We start from the raw sequence: 25,786 nt of genomic DNA, 5'->3' as shown, positions 1-25,786 counted from the left end.
CGTTCCGCCAGTAACGGACCGCCAGGCCGAGCCTCTCCGCCCTGCCGGATCCGGCTACCCTTTCCCATCCGGGAGATGATCCATGAGCGACGGCAAAAGCATGTCCAGACGAGGATTCGTCCAGGGCGCGGGACTGACCAGCGCGGCCATGCTCGTAGGCCAGCCGGGTGTCGCCCAGGCGGACTCTCTGCCAGCAGCGGATTCCGCGACCGCGCCGCCCGGTGGCGAGCTGAACTTCACCGCCGACTCGGCGGCGCTACAGCCGGACACCACGATCGCCACGGCGTGCCAGTTCTGCAACGCCAACTGCCGGCTGCATGTGGGCCTGCGGGCGGAACGGATCATCTCCGTCCAGGGCGAGCAACAGGACCCCGTGCAGCGCGGCAACATCTGCGTGAAGGCGCCGATGATGGCCGAGCTCGTCTACAACCCCTTACGGCTGCGAACTCCGCTGATCCGGACCGGCGGCGCCAAGGGCTCGACCGACTCGACCTTCGAGCCGGCGACCTGGGACCAGGCGCTCGATGTGATCGCCAAGCGAATGCTGCAACTCCGCGACGCCGGCAGGGTCGCGGCGATCGCGAACCGGACCACCGGCCGTCTCCCCCGCGGCGTCGGCTCGCTCGTCGCCCGTCTGTTCGCCCTTTTGGGCAGCCCCAACAACACCGACGTCGGACCGGTCTGCAACGACGCGGGGGCCAACGCGCTCAAGGCGACCTTCGGCATCGGGAACTTCACCAACGGCTACGGCACCGACGGCGCCACCGGCAAGGACGATCTCGGCTCCGCCAAGTACTTCCTGTTCCTCGGCACGAACCAGGCCGAGACGCATCCGGTCACCTTCGACTACCTGCTGCGGGGCCGGGAGCGCACCGGCGCGAGGCTCGTGGTCGTCGATCCCCGCAAGACACCGACCGGGGCGATGGCCGACGAGTGGGTCGACATCAAGCCGCACACCGACCTGGCGCTCGCACTCGGCATCCTGCACCACATCATCACCACCGGGCGCTACGACAAGGACTTCGTCCGCAGGTGGGTGCTCGGCTTCGACGAGCTCAAGGACCATCTCGTGCACGCCGGCTACACGGTGCAGTGGGCCGCCGGGGTCACTGGCGTGCCGGCCTCGACGATCCAACGGATCGCCGAGGACTACGCGGCCGCCAAGCCCGCGGCCATCTTCTGCAACGCCGGTGTCTCCCACCAGCTCGGCGCCTTCGACACGTACCGCGTCCTGGCCTTCATCGCCGCGGTGACGGGCAACATCGGCCGGCTCGGCGGCGGCTGCAACTTCATGCACAACACCTGGCCGGGCGACCTCCACCTGCCGCCGCTCACCGTCCCCACTCCCCCACTGTCGCAGGCGCTGCCCGTCGGCCCCGACTACTTCGCCGAATCCGTGCTCACCGGGCGGCCCTACAAGCTCGAAGCAGTCATCACCGAGGGCAATCCCCTGATCTCCTCCGCCAACACGAACAAGGTCCGGGCCGCGTTCCGTGAACTCGACTTCTACGTCTACACCGGACTGTTCATGGAGGAGGCCGCCTACTACGCCGACGTGATCCTCCCGGTGTGCAGTGGACTGGAGCTAGACGGCGTCTACATGCGACGCGACGACCGGGCGATCCGTTGGCAACAACAGGTCGTGCCGAGAGTCGGAGAATCCAGGCCTGACTGGGAGATCTGGATCGACCTGGCCGCCGCCCTGGCCCGTAACGACAAGCACAACCCGCCGTCCTACTGGACCGACGCCTTCCCGCAGTCCTGGAAGGACTACAGCAACCTGTGGGCGGAGTTCGTCGCCAACACCCCCGGCGTCGGCGGAATGACGAAGCAGCGCCTGGCTTCGCGGGTGGAGCCCTTGCGGTGGCCCTGTCCGACCGTCACCCATCCCGGCGTCAGCGCCCTCTACCAGGATCACCCGTCCTGGTACCAGGCGGCCGAGTCCCTCGGCGCCAAGGGCAAGCGGTTCCTGACGCCGAGCGGCAAGATCGAGATCTTCACCCAGGATCTGGACCGACAGCTGGCCACGGCCGGGCACCGGGCGCTGCCGATCTTCTACACCCACCCCGAGGTCACGGGCGCGAACCCGACGATCGCCTACGAGTCCGGTTTCGTGACCAACCCGATCAATCCTCAGGCCGCCACCCATCCGGTCCGCCTCGGCGTCGTCGGTGACGGCTCGGTGCACCACGACTTCCCGCTGATGGGGACGACCGGCCGGCCGAGCGTGGTGCACTTCGCGTCGGTCACGCACTGGACGCCGACCGGCGAGCAGCTCAACGGGATCCGCCTGGTGCAGATCCACCCCGACACGGCCAAGCGCTACGGCATCGCCGACCGCGACACGATCCTCGTGGAGAGCCCACGCGGCCAGGTCACCGGCACCGCGCTGTACTGGCCGGACATCCGCAAGGACACCATCTTCGTGCCCAACACGTTCGGCCCCGCGCAACAGGTCGGTGACCAGTTCGGGGATCCTCGCTACGAGGCGGCCAACACCCTTGTCGACGACGGGTTCTACGACAACCTGTCCGGCCAGCAGGCGTACAAGTGCTTCGCTTGCCGCGTCCGGAAGGCGCCGTGAAGATGGCCCCTGCGGTCGTGGTTGCGTACCGTGGGGGCATGAAGCGGACTCTGACGGTCACCACGGTCGCCGAGGACTGTGTGCGGCTGACCACGGAACCGTTGGACCGACCCGAGGCCGAGCGGCTGGCCAAGCTGCTCAAGGCCGTGGCCGACCCGGCCCGGCTCCAGCTCCTCAGCATCATCCACGCGGCGCCGGACGGCGAGGCGTGCGTCTGCGACCTCATCGATCCGCTGGGGTTGAGCCAGCCCACGGTCAGCCACCACCTCAAGATCCTGACCGATGCCGGTGTGCTGACGCGGGAGCGTCGCGGAAACTGGGCATACTTCCGGCTCGTCCCCGAACGCTGGCAGGCGCTGCGCGAACTGTTCACCTGACGTTCATGTGGTGACGCTCGGCTTCTTGAGCGTCACCACATGGCATGTCAACTGCGCTCAGGGAACCCGATCTGCACGAGTTGCGGCCCGGCGGGCGCGCAGCAACCACCGCCCGCCGACTCGGCGGGATCGTCGAAGACGCCGGCTCCGCCGCAGACTCCGGTTTCCGGCAACGTCAGTTCGACCCGTGCCGCTGCCTCGTGATCGCCGGCCAGCTCGGCGACGATGCTGCGCACCTGTTCGTAGCCCGTCATCGCAAGGAAGGTCGTCGCCCGGCCGTAGCTCTTCATCCCGACGACGTAGACGTTCGGCTCCGGTTGCGTGAGCTCGGCGACGCCATGCGGGTAGACGGTTCCGCAGGAATGCACGTTCGGGTCGATCAGCGGCGCCAGCCGGCGCGGCGCTTCCAGGACCGGATCGAGATCGAGGCGAACCTCGGACAGCGTCGACAGATCAGGCCGGAAGCCGGTGAGCACAACGATCTCGTCGACGGGCTCCAGCTGATGACCGTCGAAGGATTCGAGCACGAGTCGGCCGTCCGCCGTCGTAGTCACGTCCGAGGTCCGGAAGCCGGTGACAGTCCGCACATGTCCGGCCTCGGCTGCCGCCTTCGCCCGCTGGCCCAGCGCGCCACGGGCCGGAAGCTGGTCCGCGTCGCCGCCGCCGAACACCGCACCGACCGCACCACGGCGCAGCAGCCAGAGGATCTCCGTCCCTGGATGCTCCTTGGCCACATCGACCAGCGCGACAATCGCGGTCAGCGCCGAGTGCCCGCTGCCGGCGATCGCGATTCGTCGCCCCGCGTAGCGGGCACGGACCTCCGCGTCGGCGAGATTCGGGACCCGGTAGGCGATCCGGTCCGCGTGGGCCCGCTCCCCCATCGCGGGCAGGCCGTCACCGCCGAGCGGGTTCGGCGACATCCACGTGCCGGACGCGTCGATCACCGCCCGCGCCGAGAACCTCTCCTCGCCCGCCTGCGTGTCCGCATGCACGGTGATCGGCTCGGTCTCCCGGCCCGCGTCCACCACCCGGTCCCGGCCTCGCCGGGCGACACCGGTGACGCGTACCCCGTACCGGATCCGGTCCTTCAGCGCTGCCGCCAGCGGTGCGAGATAGTCGTCGACCCAGTCGGCACCCGACGGGTACGCCGTCGGTGCAGGCCGCTGCCAGCCCGCCGCGTCCAGCAGCTTCTCCGCCGCAGGATCGATCAGCTCGGACCAGGCCGAGAAGAGCCGCACATGGTTCCATTGGGCAACGGCCGTTCCAGCCCGGTCGCCAGCCTCGAGAACGACCACGGGGATCTCATGTTGTGTCAGGTGCGCGGCCGCCGCCAGGCCGACCGGGCCCGCGCCGATGACAACCACAGGCAGCTCGCCGGGCATGAGCCCTCCCATATCGATGGCGATCGATCCATTCACCGTATCGACTACCCTCGGCACTGTCGAGCCGCCACCGTGGACGTCCACGCGAGCCGGACACCACCCCCGGCCGGCACGTTGCTTGCAGGTGGATTCGATGGATGTAAAAATAGGGCCATGGCGAAGAGGACCACGGTCGAGGTGCACCAGGCCGAGCCGTGCTGCGCGCCGGTGATGACCGCGCCCCTGCAGCCCGAGCAGGCGGTCGACATGGCCAAGATGTTCAAGGCCCTCGGCGACCCGATCCGGCTCCGGATCCTCTCGCTGATCGCCTCGTCCCAGGACGAGTGCTGCGTGTGCGACCTGTCGAGCTCCTTCGACCTTTCCGCGCCCACGATCTCCTACCACCTCAAGGTGCTCCGTGAGGCCGACCTCGTCGACTCCGACCGCCGCGGCACCTGGGTCTACTACCGCCCCCGCACCGAGAACCTCGGCCGCCTGTCCGCGATCCTCGCGGTCCCCGGCGTCCCCGCCGTCGTCGGCTGCTCCTGAACGAAGGCTCGGCGTCCACACAGTCCCCCCGTCGGTGCTGTCGGCCAGTTCCTGCGGCGTCGTCGAAAGCTCGCCAGGCACGGTCGGAAGTCATCGTGGTGTTCGCCAATCTCGTCAAAGTCCGGCGCGACGGCACCCTGCCCCGGAAGGTCTACACACGGCTTGAGCCTGCCGAGTAACCGATGGGCCTGTCTCCGCGATGGTCAGCTATCGGAGCCAAGCTGATCGAGAACGGAGACCGTCAATGGCGGGAGGACAGAGTCACGGCCTGGGATTCGGCAGCGGGAGCATCATCGACTACGGCGACGGCATCATCGAATACCGACAGACCGGCAAGCTGCTGCCAGCCTTCAAGATCAACATCGCCGACGTGACCGGCTTCTCGGTCCGCAAGGCAACTCGGCAGGACAAGAAGAACGGCGCGAGTGCCTTCCAGCAGGTGTTGATCTTGCAAGGCGGCGGGACAGAGCTCGCCAGCTGCGCAATCAACCACGGGACCGCGGAGAAAATCGAGGCCTGGATTCGAGCGCATCCATCGTTCCGTGGCAACGTCCCTCAGCACGCGGGAGCACCGCGGGACACAGCGCCAACCACCCTCGCGGACGAACTCGTGAAGCTCGCGCAACTTCGCGACGCCGGCGCATTGTCACCTGACGAATTCGCCCAGGCGAAGGCGAAGTTACTGAACTAGTCAGGTTTCCCGACGCCACAGCTGACACGCCGGACCGTTCGAGGTCTCCGCCGTCACCACCATGGTCGCCGCCATGCCGAATCCTCCCCGGTCCCTGTGCCTGCCCTCATCCTCGCCGATCACGGCCGGTGGACGATGTCACGACGACGGGTGACCGCCCGATGGTGTCGAGTGGCGAGATCCCGCTGAGCAGCCACGATGGTCTCGTGGAGGTGGTCTGGGAAAGGTTCCTGGTCGGCGCGGACGTCGTCGTGCTGGTCGACGCTGTCATTCGCGGTGTTGGTCTACGCCTCGGCATGGGTCAAGCAGTACTACCCGGGCGCGTTCTGCGCGGCGCTGCTGCGAGCGCAGCCGATGGGCTTCTACTCCCCGCAGTCACTGGTCGCCGACGCCCGCCGGCACGGCGTCACCGTCCGCAGCGTCGACATCAACATGAGCCTGGCTCATGCCACCCTCGAACCAATTGACGCTGCCCGCGACGTGAGGGCGGTACGCCTGGGGATCGGCGCGATCCGCGCCATCGGCGCCGACCTCGCCGACCGCGTCGTCGCCGAACGCGACACGAACGGGCCGTACACGAGCATGGTCGATCTCGCCCGGCGCATGCGAATGACCACGCCCCAGCTGGAGGCGTTGGCCACCGCGGGGGCATTCGCCGGATTCGGCATGGACCGGCGGCAGGCGTTGTGGGCAGCGGGCGCCGCAGCCCGGGATCGGCCGGACCGGTTGCCAGGGACCACCATGGGCACGGACGCACCGACGCTGCCCGGCATGGACAAGATCGAAACCGCCGTCGCCGACGTGTGGGCGACCGGGATCTCTCCCGACAGCCACCGATCCAGTTCCTCCGGCCACGCCTGGACAAGCTCGGAGTCGTCCCGATCACACGCCTGTCCACACTGGAGCATGGAGAACGTGTGGTGGTGGGTGGCGCGGTCACCCACCGACAGAAGCCGGCGACGGCCGGCGGCATCACCTTCCTCAACCTTGAAGACGAGACCGGCATGCTCAACGTCGTGTGTACCCAAGGGGTGTGGCGGCGATATCGCCACATCGCCCACAGCAGCAACGCCATGCTCATCCGCGGCGTGCTGGAGAAGGTCGGCGAGGTCATCAGTCTGCGCGCGGACCAGTTGCGGCACTTGGACATGCGGGTTCCCGGGACCTCACGGGATTTCCGGTGAGGCCGGCATGGGCTCGGTGCCAGCGCCTCTTGTAGGGTCCCGATTTCGGCGGCCCTTTCTCAATGATCTTGGCACCTGGTTGGCCAGGGCCATTCGACTGGGATTGATCTTGTTTGCCGGCCGATGCACCCATCCCGCCCTGCATTCCCGCAGTTTAGCCCGCGCGGTCGCACACCCGTTCGACGCCGGCAACGAGGTGTCCAGCCGCCGGGAACCCTCAATTAGGGACTCGTAGCAGCCCCGTCACGCCTACCGCGTGAATCCCGTGGTCGTGGCGGCGGCGGATTCGGCCTTGGCGACACGTTCGCGGAGGGAACCGGCTTCCCGATTCTTCTTATGCAGCTGGGAAAGTAGCCTGTCCACCTCGGGGGGCGTGCTTCGAGGTGTCGTCGGTGCCCGGGCTGGACTTCCCGGTGTCGTCCCCGCGCTCGCGCGCGACGAGCAGGTGGAACTCGCCTGCGGCGGGGGTCGCGGTCGCACCGGCACCGCGCTGGCGTGCCTGGCCGTCCTGGACAGGGTGCCGGCCGCCGAGGCGGTCGCGTACGTGCGGGCGCGCTACGACCGCCGGGCGGTCGAGACGCCGTGGCAGCGCCGCTACGTCGCCCGCTTCGAGGCGTCGTAGGACCGTCCCGGACGGTCAGGCGTGCTCGACGGCGTCGGCCTGCGGGCCCCGGTCGCTCTGCCGGATGCGGAAGCGCACCCGCTCACCGGCCACCACAAGAGACCGGGAGCTGTTGCCCGGGCGTTTATTTACTCGGTAGGGCACATGGAAAGCTCAGGACCAGACAGCACTGGTTTGCCGCCATAGTGATTCTCCCCAGGCCATAAGTCTCTCGGCACAACTCACGCGGTATACTCCCAGCCCGTTTTCTTGTAGATAGCTTCAAACCCCTGGCAGAACCTCTGCGGAGCGCATCATGCATATGCTAGTCTTGTCACAATCGACCGCAAGCAGAGATGGTTCGGATGCTGAACCCGTGTTAATTACTTTCGTGACTATATCCAGGCCCAAAAAATACGTCTGAGGCCGACGCGGAATCCTCGACGTCTGAACGATCCATCGCTATTCTAGGCAGGGGTGATGCGTCTACGGTACATACGATCCATTGCGACGCGCAGGAAAGACGTCACCCGACCCGTCGTCGGCGGCCCACGAAGCCGAAACGACTTCTCCTCGTCGAACCACAGGACGGAGCCGTCGGCGCCGTCGCCGGGCGCGACCAGGGGGGCTCTGCGGACCCCGGCGTCGAAGCTCAGCGGCACTAGGTGCTGGGCCTGCGGCCCCTTCTCTCCGGCGGTGACGACGAAGGCCACCCGCTGCCCGGCCGCGAGGACGCCCCCGGTGACGATGGCGGAGGAGTGCACGAACACCTCCGCACCCCCGCCGTCCGGCGCGGCGAACCCGTAGCCCTTGGCCGGCTCGTACCAGGAGACGGTGGCGAGCACGCCCAGGGTCGCGTCGGGCGCGACGTCCCCGGTGACGGCGACGTGCAGCGCCTGCGGACCGCGGGGTCCCTCACCGGGCTCGAACTCCACCGTCTGGCCCTCGCGCAGCGCCCGGGCCGCGCCCTCGCCCTGCACCTGCGAGACGTGCACGAAGATGTCGGCGCTGCCGTCGTCGGGGGCGAGGAAGCCGAAGCCGCGCTCGAGGTCGTACCAGCGGACGGTTCCCTGCTGCACAGTGCACTCCTGGTCTCGCGGGTGGTCGGGGGTCCAGTGTCCCAGGCGCCGGATCCCCGCTGCGCTACCGTGTGCCGCTACCGTGACCGGCGTGCCGCCGCGTCCGCCGCCCGTGCGCGACGGGCTCAACCCCACGCGGCTGCGGCTGCGAATGGGCAGACGTTCGGGCAGCGCATGCGCACACTGCGCGATGCGCAGAACAAGTCCCTGGCGAAACTGTGCGAAGAGTCGAACCTGAGCCGGGGGTATCTCAGCAAATCTCGAACACGACCGCAGCGTGCCCAGCCCGGAGATCGCGGCAGCGATCGACAGGGCACTGGGCGCCAACGGCCAGCTGGCAAAACTGGCCTCGCCGGTCCCCGCGGCGCGACACACCAGCATCATCGCTCCAAGCTGCCCGCTTGTATCCATGAACGCGCCGCACGCTAGTGACCGAAAGAATTTTTACCTGAAGTGGCCAGCCCGCAACGCACTCTCATGCCGCGATGAGGACGATCGGGCAGGCGGCGGGACTGGCCGATGCTGCCAGCTCACCGCAGCTGTCGTGCTCACCAGCCGAGGAAATGTCAAGAGTTTGAGATTGATCATGATGATATCGCTGTGAGACAACGGAGAACGCCCAGGTCGCGCAAGATCGACATGTCCCGAGCGGAGAGACCCTACAGCGGCTTGTAGCGTCTCAAATTCGACGGCGGATTCTCACTCCAGATGGCGGATCAGTGGCGGATCCGCCATCTGGTTGAGACAAGCGAGCAGTTGGTACGCCTGCGATTGGGTTATCCGAGTGGTGTTTCCATCGCCTACTGCGTGGCACCATTGCAACTCAGCTTCCCGCTGCGACTCTGTTTGTCTGGCCAGCAACTACTCTCGACCGACGGAGGGACGGTCATGACGGATGCCAGCGTGGTCGACCTTGACGCCGTGACTGCGTCCTTCCGCAGTCCAGGCGAGGCCGCAGAGCATCCACCGCGCAGGCGCGCACTAACCTGAGGCAGCTCAGGTCAATCACGCGGACTCGCAGATACAGAGTTGAAGCGGCGTATCCCCGGCAAATGGCCGACCGGACCAGTCCCCGAAGCGCTCGACGAGCCGAAGGCCGCCGAGCGAGACGAGCAGCGGCAGTTCCTGCGGGAAGATGCTCCTGATCTCGAGCGGTGCGATGACGAAGTCGGGATCAGATTCAGCCGACAGGTGCCACGTCCCGCGTGTGACTTGCGCATGCGCATCGTAGATCTCAGCGACATCGACGCTGACGTTGCCACGGTCGGGATCCATGAACGCCAAGGACTCCCGGGTGCGCCGCACGCCATCGGCTTCGGCAAGCAGGCGCACGCTCGGGTTGAAGACATCGAAGACAAACCGAGCTCCGGGCGCCAGGTGTTGTCGAACCGACCGGAAGCAGCTCACCAGGTCCTCAGCCTCATGCAGATGCAGGAGAGAATTGGCTGCGATGAACACGAAGTCGAACGTGCGGCCCAGGTCGAAGGCCCGCATGTCGCCTTGCATCCACTCCACCGCCACACCGCGCTCGTTCGCCTTACGCTGAGCTTCAGCCAGCATGTCCGGCGAGAAATCCAGGCCGACGCACGGATGCCCGGCGGACGCGATGGGGATCAGCTTGTGTCCGGTGCCGCACCCGAGTTCCAGTACGCGCCCGCCCTGCCGATCGGCACTGGTCCTGTAGAAGTCGACTGCAGGCTCGCCGCCTGGGAACATCAGGTCGTACAGCCTCGCGTGCGAGTAGAACGCTTCACTCATTGAGTTGATCTCAACGGATGTCATGTGAGCCGGCCGTGTTCGAAATGGGTGAGCACGAGTGCGGCTTTGACGATGTCTCCGATCCGGCGAGGGCTGGCGGTGATGTGGCGCAACGATCGCCAGCGGCCGGTCAGCAGTGCGAACCCGCGCTCTCCCAGGCACCGCAGACCGCGGAGCAGCGCGTTGTAGGCACGCGTGTCCACGTCAAGGGCCCGTCCGTTGCCGGGTTGTTTGACCGGGGTGAGCACGCCGATCCCGGCGCCGTCGTAGCCGCTGTCGGCCAGCGTGGGCAGGTTGAGTTGGGATGCGGCCCAGTACAAGGCGCCGAGCACGTGGGCGCGGGCCGCGGTGATGTCGTGGGTGGAGCCTGGCTCGACCTCGCTGACCCACAGCGGGAAGCCGTCAGGTTCCATCAGGGCTTGGACGTTGCCGCCGGGTTCACGGTGCTTGCCGGAGTACCAGGCGTCGATCTGCTCGCCCTTGACGCTGGTGGTCTGCTCGCTCAGCCGGTCGGTGGCGAACAGCTTGCCGTCCAGGATCAGGTGCGTCACCCCGTCCTGTTGGGCCTTGCGGAGCACATCGTGCAGGTCCGGTGCCTGCGTGGCCAGCACGTCGATCGCCTCGGCCAGGTAGCGGTAGCCGGTGGCGCGGGAGATGCCGTGGTCGCGTGCGAGCGCGGGGACGTCGCGGCCCTCGCGGAACCAGCGCAGCGCGAACACCGCCTGTCCGAAGCAGGTCAGGGCTCTGCTGCGGCGCGGAGTGCCGCGTTCACGCCGCTGTGTGTACAGGAGTCGGCCGAGGTGCTGGGCGAGTGCACGGGGCACGTCGAGGATGGCACGATAGGCAATCACGTGGGGTCCTTGGTTGCGTGGAGCGTCTTTGGCGAGCGTTCTTCTACCAAGGACTCCACGCCCGTCTTCACGCAGGTCAGGCCCGTTCCGCATGCCCGTCAGCCTGATATCGGTGAGATCAGCTCATTAAGCGTCCTTTCCCCTCTTGTGGGCGTCCTGTTGTTGGTCAGGATCGCCGCCACCACTTGATCGCGTACTGGGCGGAGATCTGCGGATCCGAGCTCGGGGGTATGTGTCCTCGATGGTCCGAGCCGTGAGACTAGCTGGTGCAAGTAAGGATCAGCTACACGTTAACTCGCGCTCCGGCGTACAGGCCCACCGTAGTAACGCTCCGCCGGATCGCCGTGCGCACTAAAATGAACCATGCCGAGTCCGATGATGGCGTCGTCGAGGGGCGACTCATCGGGGCATCACCTGGACGGCCCCGCGCCACCACCGAGACGGGCGCTGCGACCATGGCATGCGCGCTGCCACCATCCACGCCATGGCCGACTTTGAACGCACCCCTGGCGTGCCCGGGATTCTCGGCGACTTGCTGTGGGTCAGTGCGTCGGAGTTTTCCGACGACGAAGGCGGCTACCGGCCCGTCGACCCGGCGCCGCTGGCGCGACTCCTGTACGCCGCAATCCGGCATCGAGGGTGATCTCCGTGCGCAGGGTCGGGTGTTGCTGGAGGACGACCGGGACGCGCCGATCCACATCGTCCACCTGCTCGCTGCGTGCGAAGCCGCTGCCGCGAAGCTGACCAGAAGCGTCGCGCGGTCGCAGGGGGCATCCCGCTTACGGCCCCTGCTGAACACCGACGTCGCCGCGCAGTTTCCGCAGCTGGCCGAAGCCTGGCAGGAGTGCGGGTTTCGCGGGGCGACGGCGGCTGTTCGCGGGATGACGCCGACTGAGCAGTGGGACCTGCTGGGCGTCCTGGTGGAGCGCTGGAGTGCGCCTACCGTGGCGCTCCGCGTGGATCTCACCGAATACGGCTTCGACGGCTAATTCCGAGCGCGCGTCCCCCACAAGGCAGCCGGTCTGCGGCTCGCCGGTCTGAACCTCAGCCCGGGTGAGCGTCGCTCGCGCTGGTCAAGGAGTCGCGCGGGTCCCGACCGGGGGCGACGGTGTTGGGCTGCCAGGAGCCGCGCACTGTGAATTTGTGGCTCCTGCAAAGAAGTCCTTGCTGTCGCGCTTGGTGCCTCCGCGGTAGATCTGGCCGGTGACCATCTGGTGTTCGGCGTCGATCTGTTCCGGCGTGGGGCGGCATTATTGCCCCACTCGGTGCGGGTGCCGTGTCGCGAGCCCGGTGCTGGTGGAGCTTTCCGCCACGAGACCGGATCCCGCGCGGATTGGTCGAGGGCGGTCGTGTCGAGTGCTGTCACAGTGACTGGGCCGCTGCGTCCCCGGTGTCGTGATCCGGTATGGGTACAAGCCAGCCCCACTACCCGCAATCCCACCCAGGAGGGCGGACCCCATCCAGCCGCTGCACTGTCCAGCCGGGAACCAGGTGGTGACGATCTGGTGGTGAACAGTGTTCACCACCCAAACAGCTCAATCCAACGACGCGGTCACATCGCCACCATCACGAAGACGAGCACTGCTCTGTTAGTCCGGCCCATGGCCCCTCGGACGTGTCGCGCGCCAACAGGTTGCTGGGATCAACCAGCGTGACCCTTCGGCAACTGTCTTGCCTTGTTGGTCGTCATGCCTGGTGATCGACAACCACGAGGAAGGACTCCCATGACGATCGTCCGGATCACCGCCGCCCTCGGCCTGGTGTTCGCGATGCTGCTGGGAGGGGTGGCCACCGCGACCGCGGCCACCCCGGCCGCCGCCGCGACCGCCCCGGCCAGAGCCGCGGCCGGCAAGGCAGCACCGCATGGCACCGTGGAATACACGAAGGTGCTGGCCTGGCACGACGACGAAGAACGCGAGAAGTGCCCGTCCACCGCCTGCCGGCTCGCCGGCGTGCTGAAGCCCGGCATTCTCGTCAACGGCTACTGCTGGACGGTCGGCGACAGCGTCACGGTGAACGGCGTCATCAATTACATCTCAAACAGCTCAATCCAACGACGCGGTCACATCGCCACCATCACGAAGACGAGCACTGCTCTGTTAGTCCGGCCCATGGCCCCTCGGACGTGTCGCGCGCCAACAGGTTGCTGGGATCAACCAGCGTGACCCTTCGGCAACTGTCTTGCCTTGTTGGTCGTCATGCCTGGTGATCGACAACCACGAGGAAGGACTCCCATGACGATCGTCCGGATCACCGCCGCCCTCGGCCTGGTGTTCGCGATGCTGCTGGGAGGGGTGGCCACCGCGACCGCGGCCACCCCGGCCGCCGCCGCGACCGCCCCGGCCAGAGCCGCGGCCGGCAAGGCAGCACCGCATGGCACCGTGGAATACACGAAGGTGCTGGCCTGGCACGACGACGAAGAACGCGAGAAGTGCCCGTCCACCGCCTGCCGGCTCGCCGGCGTGCTGAAGCCCGGCATTCTCGTCAACGGCTACTGCTGGACGGTCGGCGACAGCGTCACGGTGAACGGCGTCATCAATTACATCTGGGTGCGGATCAGCCCGGATGACAGCAAGCCCCTGTGGGTCAGCGCCGCGTACCTGGTCGGCGGCAAGTACGGCAACCTGCCGGCCGACGACGAGTGCCCGAACGTCAGCTGATCGGCTGAACGGCCGTTTCCCGCGCGGGGTGGGAAACGGCCACCTCCCGTCGTCCCGGCGATTGTCAGGGGCGGATGCTGCCCACCCAGCGTTCCGCGATCGCATTCGCGCGAGATGCCTGGACAGGGCTGCGCGGCATATCGACACCCGGGGGCGTAACGCGGTCGCCGTTTCGCCAGCCGCCGCGCTCGGCCCGTCAGGGCACGGTCCACCGCTGGACATTGGTCGCGTTGCAGTCGTAGATCTGTAGCTGTGTCCCATTGGTGGTGGCGGCATTGGGGTCGTCGAGGCACCGCCCGGACTCCGGGTTGACCAAGGAGGTGTTGGCCCCCTGCTGCCATTGCTGGGCCCCGGTTCCGTTGCAGTCCCACAACTGCACCGTGGTGCCGTTGGCGGTGCCGGCGTTGTTGACGTCCAAGCACTTGCCGAGCGCCTGAAGCGTGCCGTCGGTGCCGACGGTCCACTGCTGAGCGTTGGTGCCGTTGCAATCCCACAGCTGCACGGCGGTCCCGTTGGCGGTGCTGGCATTGTTGACGTCCACGCATTTGCCCGCCAGCGCGGAGGTGATGGGGCCGGTGGGTGCGGCAGGCGTGTAGGTGACGGTCACCGCCGACGACGTCGCCAGCGACCCGGTCTGTACGGTGGCGGTGCGGGTGCCGGCGTCGTAGCTCACGGACGCGGCAGTGCCGTTGACGGTGACCTTCGACGGGGCGGCGTACAGGTTGTGGATCTTGACGGTCCAGGTCCGGTTCGCCACCGCCCCCGGATACGTGCCCTGCCGCGCGCCGATGGTCACGGTGTGCGACGCTTCCGCGTAGCTGATCGCGGTCGTCGCCGACTGTCCGGACTGGTATCCGTTGCCCTGGCCGGCGTCCTCGTAGAGGGAGAACGACCCGTCGCCGCCGGCCGCGACGTCCACGCTGACCTGGGTCATCGGGCTCTGGTTGGCGGAGTCGACGTAGTCGGTGCGAGTGGTCATGATCCCGCCGGAGCGCAGGAACACCGGCATGGTGTCCAACGTGGTGGCGACCTGCGCGGTGCCCGGTCCCGTGTACGTGCGGCCGGTGAAGTAGTCGGTCCACGTGCCCGGCGGGAACCATACGGTGGAACTCACCGAGCCCGTGCCGGGGGTGGTGACCGGGGCGACCAGCACGTCGTCGCCGTAGGTGTACTCCCCCGCATAGCTGTACGCCTCGTTGTACTCGGGGTAGTTCAGGTACAGGCCGCGCACGATCGGTACACCGGTGTCGACGGCCTGCCGGGCCAGTGTGTACGTGTACGGCACCAGGGATTCCCGCAGCCGCAGGAACTTCTCGGTCGCGGCGGCCGTGCCAGCACTGTAGTTCCACGGCATCCGATCGCCGTGGTCGGAGTGCAGACGCAGGATCGGCTGGAACGTGGCCAGCTGCACCCAGCGGGCGTACAGGTCCTCGTCATCGTGCCCGTTGGAGGCGTTCGCGGAGTTCTGATAGAAGCCGCCGATGTCATGGGACACATAGGGTTCACCGATGCCGCTACCCTCGCGGGCGGTGAACTGCGACTCGAAGGCAAGCATCGCCCACGTCGGCGTGGTGTCGCCGGTGAAGTGCACGGCCGAGCGGTGTTCGGCCCACGCGCCGTAGGGCGACGGCGTGAACACCGAGTAGTCGTTGCCGTTGCCGCCGATCCGGCCCAGAACGTACCCGCGGCTGCCGATCACGTCCGCGTGCGCCTTGTACTGCGCGTTGATCCAGCTGTCGGGCGTCACCCCGGCGTTGGTGGGCGTGCCACCCTCTCCGTTGGACTGGTCCAACCACCACACCGGCTGCCCCTGCTGCTCCAACGTGCTGTGCAGATTGATGTACGCCTTGAGCTGCGCCGGATCCAGGAAGTTGAAGATCTTGCAGGCGCCGATGCTGTAGCAGCTGCTGTCGGCCAGCGTGCCGGCCGTCGCGAGCGTCGCCGCGTACTGGGGGTCGCTCGGCGCGATGCTCGGGTGGATGTTGAAGGACGTCACCAGGTCCTGCGACGTCGCCCAGCTGAAGAATCCCTTGGGATCGGGGAACAAACTCGGGTTGAACTCCCAGCCGTCCCAGGCGTTGGGCGACTTCCAGTCGGTGTCGGCGACCAGGCTGTCGATCGGCGTCCGGTTGGCCCGGAACGCCGGAATCAGCGTGTTCTCGTAGTCGGACGCGGTGTACGGGTAGTACCGGCTGTACCAGACGCCGAAGGCCTCGCGGGGCAGCAGCGGCGACGGGCCGGTCAGGTCGTGCAGATCCTTGAGGCCCTGCTTGTAGTTGTGGCCGTAGCCGAAGAAGTAGCCGTCCTGGTACGGCAGCACGCTGTGCGACGGCCGCGGCGTGAGCGTGCCGTCGGCGTTGAGGATCGAGGAACCCGTGTCGTCCAACAGATACCAGCCGTCGCGGGAGAGCAGGCCGTCGGCCATCGCCGCCGGGCCGCTCTGACCGTCCAGGCCACGCCGATAACCGCCGAGATTGTTGTCCGGAGTGGACACCGGCGTCGGATACGCGGCGCCGATCGGCGTCACCGCAACGGAATCGACGTTCACGTTGCAGGAATCGCCGCTGCCACAGGAGATCGACATCGGCGCACCGCCGGCGGGCAGGCTCACGGTGGCGGTCGCGACTGCCCACGTGTCCCAGTTGGCTGTGACGGGCAGGCTCACCTGCTGCGTGCCGCTGCCGGTGGTCAGACTGACGGTGCGGGTAACGCTCTTACCGTCGCCGCCGGTCGCGTTGGCGTAGCGGATCTGCACGGCGTACTGCCCGGCCGACGGCGGCGCGGACTCCTGCCAGCCGATCTTCGCGCCCGCCCCGGTGAAGCCGGCCACGAAGCCGCTGCCGGTGTATCCGCTGTGGTCGGTGGCAATGGCGGCGCTGCCGCCGAGTGTGAGCCCCTCAGCCTCGCAGCCCGAGCCGTACGAGCAGGTGCCCGGGAAGCTGGGATGCGCCGTGGCGGCCTGCGATCCGGCCGTCAGGTCGACGCTGAGGTTGGCCGGCGTGAACGGTCCCGAGTTCTCCCGGTACCGCAGCGTCACCGAGGCGGTCTGGATGATCCGATAGCCGCCCGACACCGACGTCGTGTACGCCGGCGTCGGCATCGAGCGGTTGACCGCGGTGAAGGTCGGACGGTCCTCGAAGCCACTGTCGCCGGCGTACTCGACCCGGATCAGGGTCGGCGACTCGACCGTGAACCGCGCGTTCCCGTCGGTCACGACGCTGGTCGCGGCGGCCGCCGTGGGCACGAGCGCGGGCGCGAAGACCGCGGCTGACGCCAAGGCGACGGGCATGACGGCCCACCGGAGTCGTCGGCTCATCGGACCGTCCAATCCTCGTTGACGGCCGCCCAGGCTACCGGCCGGTACGATTGACGCCAGCGGGTTCACACCACCGGCGCAGTGACAACTCCGGCGCGGCGCCGCCGTGTGCCCGGTTCGCCCGATCGATCACACCTCGTCGAGCTGGATCAGCTTGTCGATGCCCCGCGCCTCCAGATAGGCCTTGTCGGTGGCGCGGCTCGCCTTCACCACGGCGGGCCGCACACCCTTGTCGATCAGGCGCATGAAGGGCTCGAAGAACGGGATCGACGGCACCATGCCGTCCGGCAGCACCAGCGCCGCCGACCGGTGGATGGGCTTGGGCGGGTTGCGGTCGTACTCCCGGACCAGGTCGGCGATGGTCGCGCCGATCGGCTTGAGCCGGCGGTCGTTGGTGTAGACGCCGAGGTCGTACTCGAGCGGGTTGAAGCCGGTCAGCCCGCGGTTGACCTCGTGCGAGCACCACCAGGTCACGCCCCACAGGTCCTCGCAGCTGACCATGTTCCGGATCGACTGCTCCGTCCACCGCGGAATGAGCTCGGGGTCCATCCACACCGACGAGATGCCGGTCTCCTCGATCCACACCTGCCGGCGCGGATCGGTGTGGAACGCCTTGATCAGCTCGATGAAGTACTCCGAGTAGTGCAGCGACGGCGTGGACATCGGCCCGTAGGTGCTGAAGATGTCGACCCAGCCGGCCCAGGTGTGGTTGGCGCTGACCGAACCCGTGCTGCCGAGCGCGTCCCGGCTGAAGTAGTCGTCGTTGAGCCACGGGAAGTGGTCGATGCCGGCGACGTGCAGCCGGCCGGGGGCGGCCGCCTCGGCGTCCGCGAACATGGTGCGCAGCCAGCCGTCGCCGACGGCCGGCGCGACGTCGATGCCGAGCGGCTGCGCGAACCAGTAGATCTCGTTGGACAGGTCGAAGCCGAGGAACCGCGGGTGCCGGCCGATTCCCCTGCCCAGCGCGGCGAACAGCCGCTGGGTGGCGGCGAGCGTGTCCTGGTCGGTGAAGAAGTTCGCCACCTTGCCGGTGCCGTTGTTGATCATCCACGGCGGCACGAACAGGAATCCGCTGACCGCGCCGTTGAGCACCGTCACCTCGACGTCCAGGTGCCGCTCACCGGCCAGGTCGAGCAGCTCGCGCACCCGGTTCACCATCTCCGGGCGGACGAAGGTGGCGTTCGGCTGGAGTTCGGGCCACAGACCCATGATCCGGATGTGGTCCATGCCCAGCGCCCTGATGTCGGCCAGGTCGGCCCGGATCGACTGCGCGTCCCAGTCCGACCAGCAGTACCACCAGTTCTTACTGGGTGTGTAGTTCAGCCCGAACCGCACCCTCCGGGATCGGCTGTCCGGCGCGGCCTCGGCCACCGCGGGCACGGCGGCGCTGGCGCCCAACAGTGTTGCGGCGCCGAGGAACTGACGGCGGGCGAGCTCGGACATGCTGGCTGTCCCTTCTCACGGGGTGAGCGCGATACCGTCCGGCACGGTGCCGACCGTCACGGCGGGGCCGACGGCGCCGGTGGCGACGGTGATCGGCCGGACGTCGTTGGAACCCGAGTCGACGATCCACGCCGTCGCCCCGTCGGAGGTGAACGCCGCGGCATACGGCCCGGCGCCGGTGGCGATCAGCGGACCGACGGCGTTGGTGGCGGTGTTGACCGGCAGCACACCGCCGCTGGCCGCCGTCACGTAGAGCCGGCTGCCGTCCGGCGACAGCGAGATCCCGGCCGGCGAGCTGCCCAGCGCGATGGTGGCGGCGACGCCGGTCGCGTCGATGACCGACACCGAGTTGCCGCCGGCATTCCCGATGTACGCCGTGCCGTGGGCACCGACCGCGACACCGAACGGCTGCGCTCCGACGGCGACCTGGCGCACCACGGCGCGGCTGGCGGTGTCGATCTCGCTGGCGGTGCCTGAGCCCTGGTTGGCGACCCAGAGGTCCTTGCCGTCCGGGGACATCGCCAACCGTTCGGGGTTGGCGCCGACCTTGATCGGCGTGCCCGCGGTGTGCGTCGCAACGTCGATGGGCTGCACCGTGCCGTCGCCGAAGTTGCTGACCCACACGGTCGTGCCGTCCGGCGTCACCGCCGGGTCGGCGGCCACCGAGCCGACTGGGATCGTGGCGATCACCTTGTTGTCCGCGGTGGAGATCACCGACACGGTGTTGCTGTTGTTGTTGGCGACGTAGACCTCCGCGCCGTTCGGCGTGACCACGACGCCGTCAGGGCCGCTGCCGACCGGGATCACCGGGCCGGCGGTGCCGTTGGCGCGGTCCACCGGCGTGACGGTGTTGTCGGAGTAGTTCGACACGTAGGCGGTGGGGATGGTCTGGCCCGGGGCTGGCCAACGTGACCAGGATCTGGCTCTTGGCGATCACCGCGCCGTTGCTGGCCTTCGCCGCGATGGTGACGGCGTAGAAGCCGGCGGTGGCCTGCGGACTCGCGCTCACGGTCAGCGGCGTTGATGTGCTCGCCCCGGCCGCCACCGTCGCGGTGCCGGTCGGCGGCCCGAAGGTGATGCCGCTGTTCGGCGACGACGCCGTCCACGTCACGGTGGCCGGCTGGCTGCCGAGGGAGTTGTCCACGAGGACGTTCACCGTGGCGTTGGTGCCGGGCGCGAGACGGATCTGCGCCGGATCGGTGCGCACCTGCGCTCGGGTGGTCGGCGGGAAGGTGACGGGCCCGCTGCCGAACGACGGCGGCGCGTCGGTCGCGCCGGTTCCCCAGCCGCGGTTCGGTTGCGCGCCAACGGTGAAGTCGAGCCGGGTCGTGCCCGGGTGGTCGGCGAGCATCAGCCACGTGTGCGTGCTCGGACGGCCGTCGACCCGCAGGCTCCGCACGTACGGGTTGCCGTCGCCCGCCCCCGGCGCGGTGATCTCGATGCGACGCCCGTTGCCGGCCGTCACGGTGACGTGGTCGAACAGCGGCGTGCCCAGCACCAGCATCGGCACGCCCGGCGTCTGCGGGTAGATCCCCATCGCCGCCCACACGTACCAGGACGACAGCGCGCCGAGGTCGTCGTTGCCCGGCTCGCCGCCGGGCGTCGGCCCGTACAGCTGCGCCATGATCGCGCGCACGGTCGTCTGCGTCTGCCAGGGCGCACCCACGCTGTCATACACCCAGGGGGTATCCAGGTTGGGCTCGTTGCCGGCCCACTCGTTCGGTTGGTTCGGGCCGGCGTTGAGCTGCCCGAAGAACTGGTCCAGCCGCGCGCGGGCGGCATCCCGGCCACCCATGCCGGCGATCAGCGCGGCCAGGTTCTGCGGCACCATCCAGGTGTACTGAGCGGCGTTGCCCTCCTGGAACCCGGTCTGGCCGAACCCGCCGCCCATGGCCAGCGGATCGCCGGGCGGGAAGGCCCCGTCACCGTCGCGGGGCCGAATATAGCCGGTGGCGGCGTCGAACAGGTTGGCCCAGTTCTGCGAGCTCTTGGTGAACGCGCCGGCGATGTCGTCACGGCCGACGGCGCCCGCGAGCCGCGAGACGGCAAAGTCGCCGAGCGCGTACTCGAGCGTCTCCGACGCGCCGTTGGGCACCGGCGAGATCGAGTCCGCCTGCATGTTCGGCACGTAGCCCTTTGCCAGGTATCCCGCGTTGGACGGGCGTTCCATGTACCAACCCTGTCCGGGAGCGCCGCTGCCCTTGGCGCCGTGCACCATCTCGTCGACGGCGTGCCGCGCGTCGAAGCCGTGCGCGCCGAACGCCCACGCCCCGGCAAGGATCGCATCGGCCGGATCCCCGTTCATGACACCGGATTCCCCATTGGCGACCGGCCATTTCGGCAGCCAGCCCATCTGGTCGCCGGCGTTGAGCAGCGACGTCGCCATGTCGCTGGCCTGCATGGGATCCAGCAGCGCGATCAGCGGGATCTGCGAGCGGTAGACGTCCCAGCCGGAGAAGTCCGTGTACTGGGCATGGCCGCGTGGAACGGCGTGCAGCTTGCCGTCGAAGCCGGGGTACCTGCCGTCAGCATCGCTGAACAGGCTGGGGTGCAACAAGGAGTGGTAGAGCGCTGTGTAGAAGGTGCGCTGCTCGGCCGGCGTTCCGCCGCGCGCCTGGATCTTGCCGAGTTGGTCGTTCCACGCGCCGCGGGCGGCCTTCGCCGTGCGGTCGAAGGCGAATCCGGCATCCTCGGCCCTGAGGTTGGCCCGTGCACCGTCCTCGCTGACGTACGAGATCGCCACCTGCATGCCGATCACCGGGACGGCCGTGGTGTCGAAGGTGAGATAACCGCCGGCCACCACGCCGCTGCCCTGGGTGGTGTGCGACTGCTTGGGCACCGGCACCTGGCGGGCGTGCGCCGACACCGCGTCGGCCGTGCCACCGCCCCAGGTGCCCGACGACGTGAAGGCGCGGTCGAACTTGGCGGCGAAGTACACCGTGTACGAATTCGGCTGGCCGCAGAAGTGGCCGCTGCTGACCGAGCCGGCGATCTGGCGGTCGCCGATGGTGTGGAAGGTGGCGTTGGCCGAACCGTTCTGGCTGTTGGCCACCTTCACCAGCAGCTGGGCCTGCGCCGTCCGCGGGTAGGTGAGCCGCGCCAGCCCCGTGCGATCCGTCGCCGTCAGCTCCGTGCGGACCTGCCCCAGCGTCACGGCGTAGCTGCCGGGGCTCGCCTGCTCGGTGGCGTGGCTGAACGGCGCGCTGGCACCGTCCGGCGAGCTCGGTATTGCCCCCACCAGCGGTAGGAACGGGATATCGCCCGCCACAGCGCAGCCCGCGCCGGACAGATGGGTCAGGCTCAGCCCGGTGATCTGGTTGTCGGCCGACGAGTACCCGCCGCCCGCCGGCCGGCTCGTCGTGTCCGGGCTGAACTGCGTCATCCCGAACGGCGTCGAGGCGCCCGGGAAGGTGTCGACGTCACCCACCACCGCGCCGCCGCTGCCGGTCCCGACGAATGGATCCACCAACGCTGCGGGATCGGCCACCAGCGGCGCCGCCAGCGCCGGGGTCGCGGTGAGCAGCATGGCCAGCACCAGGCCGGCAGCAAGTCCCAGCCGACGTCTTGACATCGTTGTCGCTCCCGTCACAGGTGCAAGGCGTGCGGGATTCTGCCCGTACGCCGCGACAACGGGCAAGGTCCGATAGTCGGGTCTGCGGGCCCCTGATTTCCGGGACTCGGAGACGGAGGCGATGACCTATCCCGGTGACATCCCGGCGAACGCCTGTTCGATCCGCCCGCGGTTCGCTATGAAGGCTTCACCGGCGCACAAGGGGAGGGCATGTGGCGGGACGACGCGCGCGTAAGGGCGATCCTTTTGCCGGCACGGAGAACGAACTGGTCACTCCCCCGTGGCGATCGGCGGATTTCGAGGAGCAGGCCCGGAACACCTCGTTGTGGCGGATGGCATTGCGGCTGCCAGACACCGCCCGCTACCTCGTCGGCCTGGCATGGGCGCGGCGGCCGGCGCTGGTGGTGCTCGTCGTGACGACCACGGCCGCCGCGGGCGTGGCATCGGGATTCGGCCTGTATTCGACGGCGTCGGTACTGCGCCAGCTGGTGACCGAAGGACCCACGCCGCAACGGTTTCTCGCCGCGCTGCCGGCGATCCTCGTTGTGGTGGCGGCGCTCGCGGTGCAGCGGTCGGCCGATGCCATCAGCCAGTACGGCACCGAGGTGATCGGCGTGCTGATGCGCCGCACGTGCGAGGAAGAGGTGTTCCGCGTCTCGGTGACGGTGCCGCTGTCGGCGTACGACAACCCCGACTGGTACAACGCCCGCGAACTGGCCTCCCAGTCGACGAGCATGCACGTCGACGGCGCGTGGTCCCGGATGGTCACCGCCGTCGGCTCGCTGACCGGCCTGGCCGCCACCGCCGCGACCCTGGCGCTGCTCGACCCGCTGCTGCTGCCGCCGCTGATCATCTCGGTGATCCCCGATTCGTGGGCGGCGCTGACCAACTCCCGCGCCCTGTACGACATGATGCGCCGCCTGTCCCCCATCCGCCGCCGGCGCTGGCTGATCGAACGCCTCGCCGACAACGAGATCGCCGCGCCCGAGATCCGCGCCTACCAAGCGCAACCGGTGCTGCAGAAGGACATCTCCGCCTTCGGCGACATCCTCCAGGAGGAGGAGCTCGCGCTCGCCGGCCGCCAGGCGCGCAACCGGCTGGTCGGACGGGCCGCCGGCGGCACCGGGCTCGCGATCGCCTACGCGATGCTGGCGATGTTCGTCGTGACCGGCCGAGTGCCGCTGCCGGTGGCCGGCAGCGCCCTGATCGCGATCCAGACCGGTCGGGCCCGGCTGGCCGACGTCGTGCTCGCGGTGAACCGCCTGTATGAGGAATCCTTGTACGTCAACGCGTTCCGGGCGTTCCTGCGCGACTGCGCCGCGCGGGTCCGGCCGCCGCGTCCCGTGCTCGCCCCGAGTCGGCCGCACAGCTACGCCTTCCACCAGGTGAGCTTCACCTACCCCGGCTCGGCCGACCCCGTGCTGCACGAGGTCAGCTTCACCCTCCGGTGCGGCGAGAAGGTCGCCTTCGCCGGCCTCAACGGCTCCGGCAAGACCACCGCCGCCAAGCTGCTCGCCGGCCTCTACGAGCCCACCGGCGGCCGGGTCACCCGCGACGGCATGGACCTCGCCCAGGTCGACCCGGACTCGGTGCACACCGGCGTCGCGATCGTCATGCAGGACTCGATCCACTGGCCGGTCAGCCTGGCCGCCAACATCCGCCTCGGCCGCCCGGACCGTGAGGATCCCGGCGACGCGGCGCTGCTGGCGGCCGCTATCTCGGCCGGCGCCGACGACGTCGCCGCCGCGGTCCCCTACGGCTGGGAAACCATGCTGTCCAAGCAATTCGTCCGCGGCACCCGGCTGTCCGGCGGACAGCAGCAGCGGGTCGCCATCGCTCGCGCCCTCTACCGCAAGGCCGATCTACTCATCGCCGACGAGCCGACCGCGAGCCTGGACGCGATTGCCGAGGGCCGCATCTACCGCACGCTGGCCGAGTTGGACGAGCGAACCACCTGCGTGCTGATCACGCACCGGATGGCGTCGGTACGGATGTGCGACCGGATCTACGTCTTCGACGGCGGCCGGATCATCGCCCAGGGCACCCACGACGAGCTGATGGCCCTCGGCCCGGGCAGCCGCTACCACGACCTGTACCGGACGCAGGCGGCCGGCTACCAGGACACGGTCGACGGCCGCCACCTGAGCGCGTAATCCCACATGCGATCACCCGGAGACACCCGTCACCGGGTTACGAGACAGCTCTTAGAGGGCGGTTTGTGAGTTTCTTGTAGTTCGTCGTCACACGATGGCGTGGTGTTCGGGCTGGTGATGAGGCCGTCCGGTTCTCGGCCGCGTAGAGGCTGGCCATGGGCGAACGCAAGGCGTATCCCAGCGATCTCTCTGACCAGCAGTGGGCGTTGGTCGGCCCGTTCCTGGACGCGTGGAAGGTGCGGCATCCGTCGGTGTCGGGGCATCAGGGCCGCTACGAGCTGCGGGAGATCGTGAACGCGATCTTCTACCAGAACCGGACCGGGTGTCAGTGGGCGTATCTACCGCACGACCTGCCGCCGAAGTCGGCGACGTACTACTACTTCGCGTTATGGCGTGACGACGGCACCGACCAGGCCATCCACGATCTGCTGCGCTGTCAGGTCCGCGAGCAGGCCGGGCGGGGGCGAGGACCCGAGCCCGATCGTGCTGGACACCCAGTCGATCCGCGCCGCGAACCATGTCCCGGCCGCCACGACCGGCAAGGACGCCGGCAAGAAGACCCGGCCGTGGACGCGCTCGGGGGTGATCATCGCGGTGGTCGTGACCGCGGCGTCGGTCACCGACAACGTGATCGGCGTCCGGTTGCTGGACAAGGTCGTCGAGCACACCCCGACGGTGACCCGGGCGTGGGTGGATGCCGGGTTCACCCACGACCTGGCCATCCACGGCGCACTGCGGGGCATCGACATCGAAGTCGTCAAGCGCAACGAGATCGGCGCGCACCCGTGCCGAAGTCGATGTCCTTGAGCTGCCAGTGATTGCGCTCGTATTGCTTGAAACCTCAAAAGTATGCACAGTTCTCCCGGCGTCAGGTGAACGCGGTCCGCGACGCGATCCGCTGGAGTTTTCCGCTGCTGGTACGTGGAATGGCGTGCGGACCGACCAGCACAACCCGCAGCCGGTCGAGGCCGGTGACGGCCTTGACCCGCTCGCGCAGCCGGCCGGTCAGCTCGTCCCGCTCCACCCCGGAGTCCACTAGGGACTCCGCGACGAGCACAATGATCCCGTCACCATCGTCGTCGCTGACGAAGGCGACACAACGTCTGCGGTGCACGCCGGGATCGGTGCGCGCCGCAGCTTCGATGTCCTCGGGATAGAAGTTGCCGCCCCGGACGATCAGCATCTCCTTGCTGCGACCGGTCACGTACAGTTGCCCGCCGGCAAAGTAGCCCAGGTCCCCGGTGCGCAGCCAGCCGTCGGCGGAGAAGGGTTGCACGGTCGCGCCGAGATAGCCCGTGGTCACCGAGCGCCCACGCACCTGCACCTCGCCGAGGCTCCGCTCGCCGAGCGGTCGGCAGTCGTCCGGATCGGCGATGCGCACATCGAGTCCCTTCACCGGGCTGCCGAGCGCGACAACGCCGCGCGCGCCGGGGGCACCGGCGGCGACCGGCCTGGCACGCCGGTCGCCGGTGAGCGCCGCCCGATCAACCCAGTCGACGACTGGCCGCGTGCCCAACTCGGGGAACGTCACGGCCAGCGTCGCCTCAGCCAACCCGTACACCACGAGCATCGCCTCCGGCCGGAACCCGGCGGGCACGAAGTGCTCGG

Annotated in this window: 18 protein-coding genes and 5 pseudogenes; 13 read left to right on the top strand and 10 right to left on the bottom strand. The window is 68.5% G+C overall.

Annotated features, from left to right (window positions below; translation table 11 throughout):
• Window positions 1-82 precede the first annotated feature (82 nt).
• Both KUTG_RS48090 and KUTG_RS48085 read left to right on the top strand, forming a co-directional pair.
• Window positions 83-2,584: a molybdopterin-containing oxidoreductase family protein gene (locus KUTG_RS48090; RefSeq protein ID WP_043726648.1), complete on the top strand. Its 2,502-nt coding sequence runs from the start codon at window positions 83-85 to the stop codon at window positions 2,582-2,584.
• Between the two features lie 38 nt (window positions 2,585-2,622).
• A complete protein-coding gene (locus KUTG_RS48085) occupies window positions 2,623-2,961 on the top strand; it encodes an ArsR/SmtB family transcription factor (protein WP_043726646.1) in 339 nt (112 codons plus the stop codon).
• Between the two features lie 47 nt (window positions 2,962-3,008).
• On the opposite strand, the gene KUTG_RS48080 is transcribed toward KUTG_RS48085, so the two are convergent.
• Entirely contained in the window at window positions 3,009-4,343 is a 1,335-nt protein-coding gene (locus KUTG_RS48080) for an FAD-dependent oxidoreductase (RefSeq protein ID WP_043726644.1), read from the bottom strand.
• 153 nt (window positions 4,344-4,496) lie between these two features.
• Between KUTG_RS48080 and KUTG_RS48075 the strand changes: the two genes are divergently transcribed.
• The 4 genes and pseudogenes from KUTG_RS48075 to KUTG_RS48060 all read left to right on the top strand — a co-directional run.
• Complete coding sequence (locus KUTG_RS48075) at window positions 4,497-4,871, top strand: ArsR/SmtB family transcription factor (RefSeq protein WP_043726643.1); 375 nt, start codon at window positions 4,497-4,499, stop codon at window positions 4,869-4,871.
• A 244-nt stretch (window positions 4,872-5,115) separates the two neighbouring features.
• Entirely contained in the window at window positions 5,116-5,562 is a 447-nt protein-coding gene (locus KUTG_RS48070; protein ID WP_043726641.1) for an SHOCT domain-containing protein, read from the top strand.
• Window positions 5,563-5,826: 264 nt separating this feature from the next.
• Window positions 5,827-6,746 (top strand): annotated as a pseudogene (locus KUTG_RS57535) (OB-fold nucleic acid binding domain-containing protein); the annotation flags it as partial.
• A gap of 430 nt (window positions 6,747-7,176) precedes the next feature.
• A pseudogene (locus KUTG_RS48060) lies at window positions 7,177-7,368 on the top strand (protein phosphatase); the annotation flags it as partial.
• Window positions 7,369-7,814: 446 nt separating this feature from the next.
• Here the strand turns inward: KUTG_RS48060 and KUTG_RS65785 are convergent.
• The 4 genes and pseudogenes from KUTG_RS65785 to KUTG_RS48045 all read right to left on the bottom strand — a co-directional run bounded on the left by KUTG_RS65785 (window position 7,815) and on the right by KUTG_RS48045 (window position 11,035).
• Window positions 7,815-8,192, bottom strand: a complete 378-nt coding sequence (locus KUTG_RS65785; RefSeq protein WP_304413690.1) for a cold-shock protein — start codon at window positions 8,190-8,192, stop codon at window positions 7,815-7,817.
• A 30-nt stretch (window positions 8,193-8,222) separates the two neighbouring features.
• Window positions 8,223-8,426: pseudogene (locus KUTG_RS64825) on the bottom strand (cold-shock protein); the annotation flags it as partial.
• A 1,005-nt stretch (window positions 8,427-9,431) separates the two neighbouring features.
• On the bottom strand, window positions 9,432-10,184 hold the full coding sequence (locus tag KUTG_RS48050) for a class I SAM-dependent methyltransferase (RefSeq protein WP_043726637.1): 753 nt from the start codon (window positions 10,182-10,184) through the stop codon (window positions 9,432-9,434).
• Between the two features lie 20 nt (window positions 10,185-10,204).
• The gene (locus tag KUTG_RS48045; protein WP_052396312.1) at window positions 10,205-11,035 is read right to left on the bottom strand and encodes a transposase family protein; all 831 of its coding nucleotides are present in this window, start codon (window positions 11,033-11,035) and stop codon (window positions 10,205-10,207) included.
• Window positions 11,036-11,519: 484 nt separating this feature from the next.
• Here KUTG_RS48045 and KUTG_RS48040 point away from each other — a divergent pair, with 484 nt between their 5' ends.
• The 4 genes from KUTG_RS48040 to KUTG_RS48025 all read left to right on the top strand — a co-directional run bounded on the left by KUTG_RS48040 (window position 11,520) and on the right by KUTG_RS48025 (window position 13,695).
• Window positions 11,520-11,678, top strand: coding sequence for a hypothetical protein (locus KUTG_RS48040; RefSeq protein ID WP_157495325.1), 159 nt, complete (start codon window positions 11,520-11,522; stop codon window positions 11,676-11,678).
• 22 nt (window positions 11,679-11,700) lie between these two features.
• A complete protein-coding gene (locus KUTG_RS48035; RefSeq protein WP_157495324.1) occupies window positions 11,701-12,024 on the top strand; it encodes a hypothetical protein in 324 nt (107 codons plus the stop codon).
• Window positions 12,025-12,759: 735 nt separating this feature from the next.
• Window positions 12,760-13,200 (top strand): hypothetical protein, encoded by a 441-nt coding sequence (locus KUTG_RS48030; protein WP_043726633.1) that lies wholly within the window; start codon window positions 12,760-12,762, stop codon window positions 13,198-13,200.
• A gap of 69 nt (window positions 13,201-13,269) precedes the next feature.
• Window positions 13,270-13,695 (top strand): hypothetical protein, encoded by a 426-nt coding sequence (locus KUTG_RS48025; RefSeq protein ID WP_043724751.1) that lies wholly within the window; start codon window positions 13,270-13,272, stop codon window positions 13,693-13,695.
• 196 nt (window positions 13,696-13,891) lie between these two features.
• Here KUTG_RS48025 and KUTG_RS48020 read toward each other — a convergent pair whose 3' ends face one another.
• The 4 genes from KUTG_RS48020 to KUTG_RS48005 form a co-directional block, all read right to left on the bottom strand.
• Window positions 13,892-17,011, bottom strand: a complete 3,120-nt coding sequence (locus tag KUTG_RS48020) for a TIM-barrel domain-containing protein (protein WP_043726631.1) — start codon at window positions 17,009-17,011, stop codon at window positions 13,892-13,894.
• A 129-nt stretch (window positions 17,012-17,140) separates the two neighbouring features.
• A complete protein-coding gene (locus KUTG_RS48015) occupies window positions 17,141-18,454 on the bottom strand; it encodes a glycoside hydrolase 5 family protein (RefSeq protein ID WP_043726629.1) in 1,314 nt (437 codons plus the stop codon).
• Window positions 18,455-18,469: 15 nt separating this feature from the next.
• A complete protein-coding gene (locus KUTG_RS59985; RefSeq protein ID WP_157495323.1) occupies window positions 18,470-19,324 on the bottom strand; it encodes a beta-propeller fold lactonase family protein in 855 nt (284 codons plus the stop codon).
• Entirely contained in the window at window positions 19,236-22,025 is a 2,790-nt protein-coding gene (locus tag KUTG_RS48005; RefSeq protein ID WP_084580713.1) for a GH92 family glycosyl hydrolase, read from the bottom strand. Before KUTG_RS48005 ends, KUTG_RS59985 begins: the two co-directional genes overlap by 89 nt.
• Window positions 22,026-22,237: 212 nt before the next feature.
• On the opposite strand from KUTG_RS48005, the gene KUTG_RS48000 reads away from it, so the two are divergent.
• From KUTG_RS48000 to KUTG_RS64820, 3 genes and pseudogenes are all read left to right on the top strand, one after another.
• Window positions 22,238-24,178: an ABC transporter ATP-binding protein gene (locus KUTG_RS48000; protein WP_043726627.1), complete on the top strand. Its 1,941-nt coding sequence runs from the start codon at window positions 22,238-22,240 to the stop codon at window positions 24,176-24,178.
• A gap of 155 nt (window positions 24,179-24,333) precedes the next feature.
• A pseudogene (locus KUTG_RS66850) lies at window positions 24,334-24,588 on the top strand (transposase); the annotation flags it as partial.
• Between the two features lie 73 nt (window positions 24,589-24,661).
• Window positions 24,662-24,985: a transposase gene (locus KUTG_RS64820; protein WP_232241340.1), complete on the top strand. Its 324-nt coding sequence runs from the start codon at window positions 24,662-24,664 to the stop codon at window positions 24,983-24,985.
• 61 nt (window positions 24,986-25,046) lie between these two features.
• Here KUTG_RS64820 and KUTG_RS47985 read toward each other — a convergent pair.
• Window positions 25,047-25,786, bottom strand: a pseudogene (locus KUTG_RS47985) (AMP-binding protein); the annotation flags it as partial.

Source organism: Kutzneria sp. 744, from assembly GCF_000568255.1.
Lineage (GTDB): Bacteria > Actinomycetota > Actinomycetes > Mycobacteriales > Pseudonocardiaceae > Kutzneria.
The sequence above is the reverse complement of the archived record's forward strand: the minus strand, read 5'-3'. Positions and strand labels throughout refer to the sequence as shown.

Coding starts and splice junctions, on each gene's coding strand:
- KUTG_RS48075 (WP_043726643.1), top strand. CDS start 4,497: ATGGCGAAGAGGACCACGGTCGAGGTGCACCAGGCCGAGCCGTGCTGC.
- KUTG_RS48080 (WP_043726644.1), bottom strand. CDS start 4,343: ATGCCCGGCGAGCTGCCTGTGGTTGTCATCGGCGCGGGCCCGGTCGGC.
- KUTG_RS48020 (WP_043726631.1), bottom strand. CDS start 17,011: ATGAGCCGACGACTCCGGTGGGCCGTCATGCCCGTCGCCTTGGCGTCA.
- KUTG_RS48015 (WP_043726629.1), bottom strand. CDS start 18,454: ATGTCCGAGCTCGCCCGCCGTCAGTTCCTCGGCGCCGCAACACTGTTG.
- KUTG_RS48030 (WP_043726633.1), top strand. CDS start 12,760: ATGACGATCGTCCGGATCACCGCCGCCCTCGGCCTGGTGTTCGCGATG.
- KUTG_RS48005 (WP_084580713.1), bottom strand. CDS start 22,025: ATGTCAAGACGTCGGCTGGGACTTGCTGCCGGCCTGGTGCTGGCCATG.
- KUTG_RS48050 (WP_043726637.1), bottom strand. CDS start 10,184: ATGAGTGAAGCGTTCTACTCGCACGCGAGGCTGTACGACCTGATGTTC.
- KUTG_RS48070 (WP_043726641.1), top strand. CDS start 5,116: ATGGCGGGAGGACAGAGTCACGGCCTGGGATTCGGCAGCGGGAGCATC.
- KUTG_RS48090 (WP_043726648.1), top strand. CDS start 83: ATGAGCGACGGCAAAAGCATGTCCAGACGAGGATTCGTCCAGGGCGCG.
- KUTG_RS48040 (WP_157495325.1), top strand. CDS start 11,520: ATGGCCGACTTTGAACGCACCCCTGGCGTGCCCGGGATTCTCGGCGAC.
- KUTG_RS48025 (WP_043724751.1), top strand. CDS start 13,270: ATGACGATCGTCCGGATCACCGCCGCCCTCGGCCTGGTGTTCGCGATG.
- KUTG_RS48085 (WP_043726646.1), top strand. CDS start 2,623: ATGAAGCGGACTCTGACGGTCACCACGGTCGCCGAGGACTGTGTGCGG.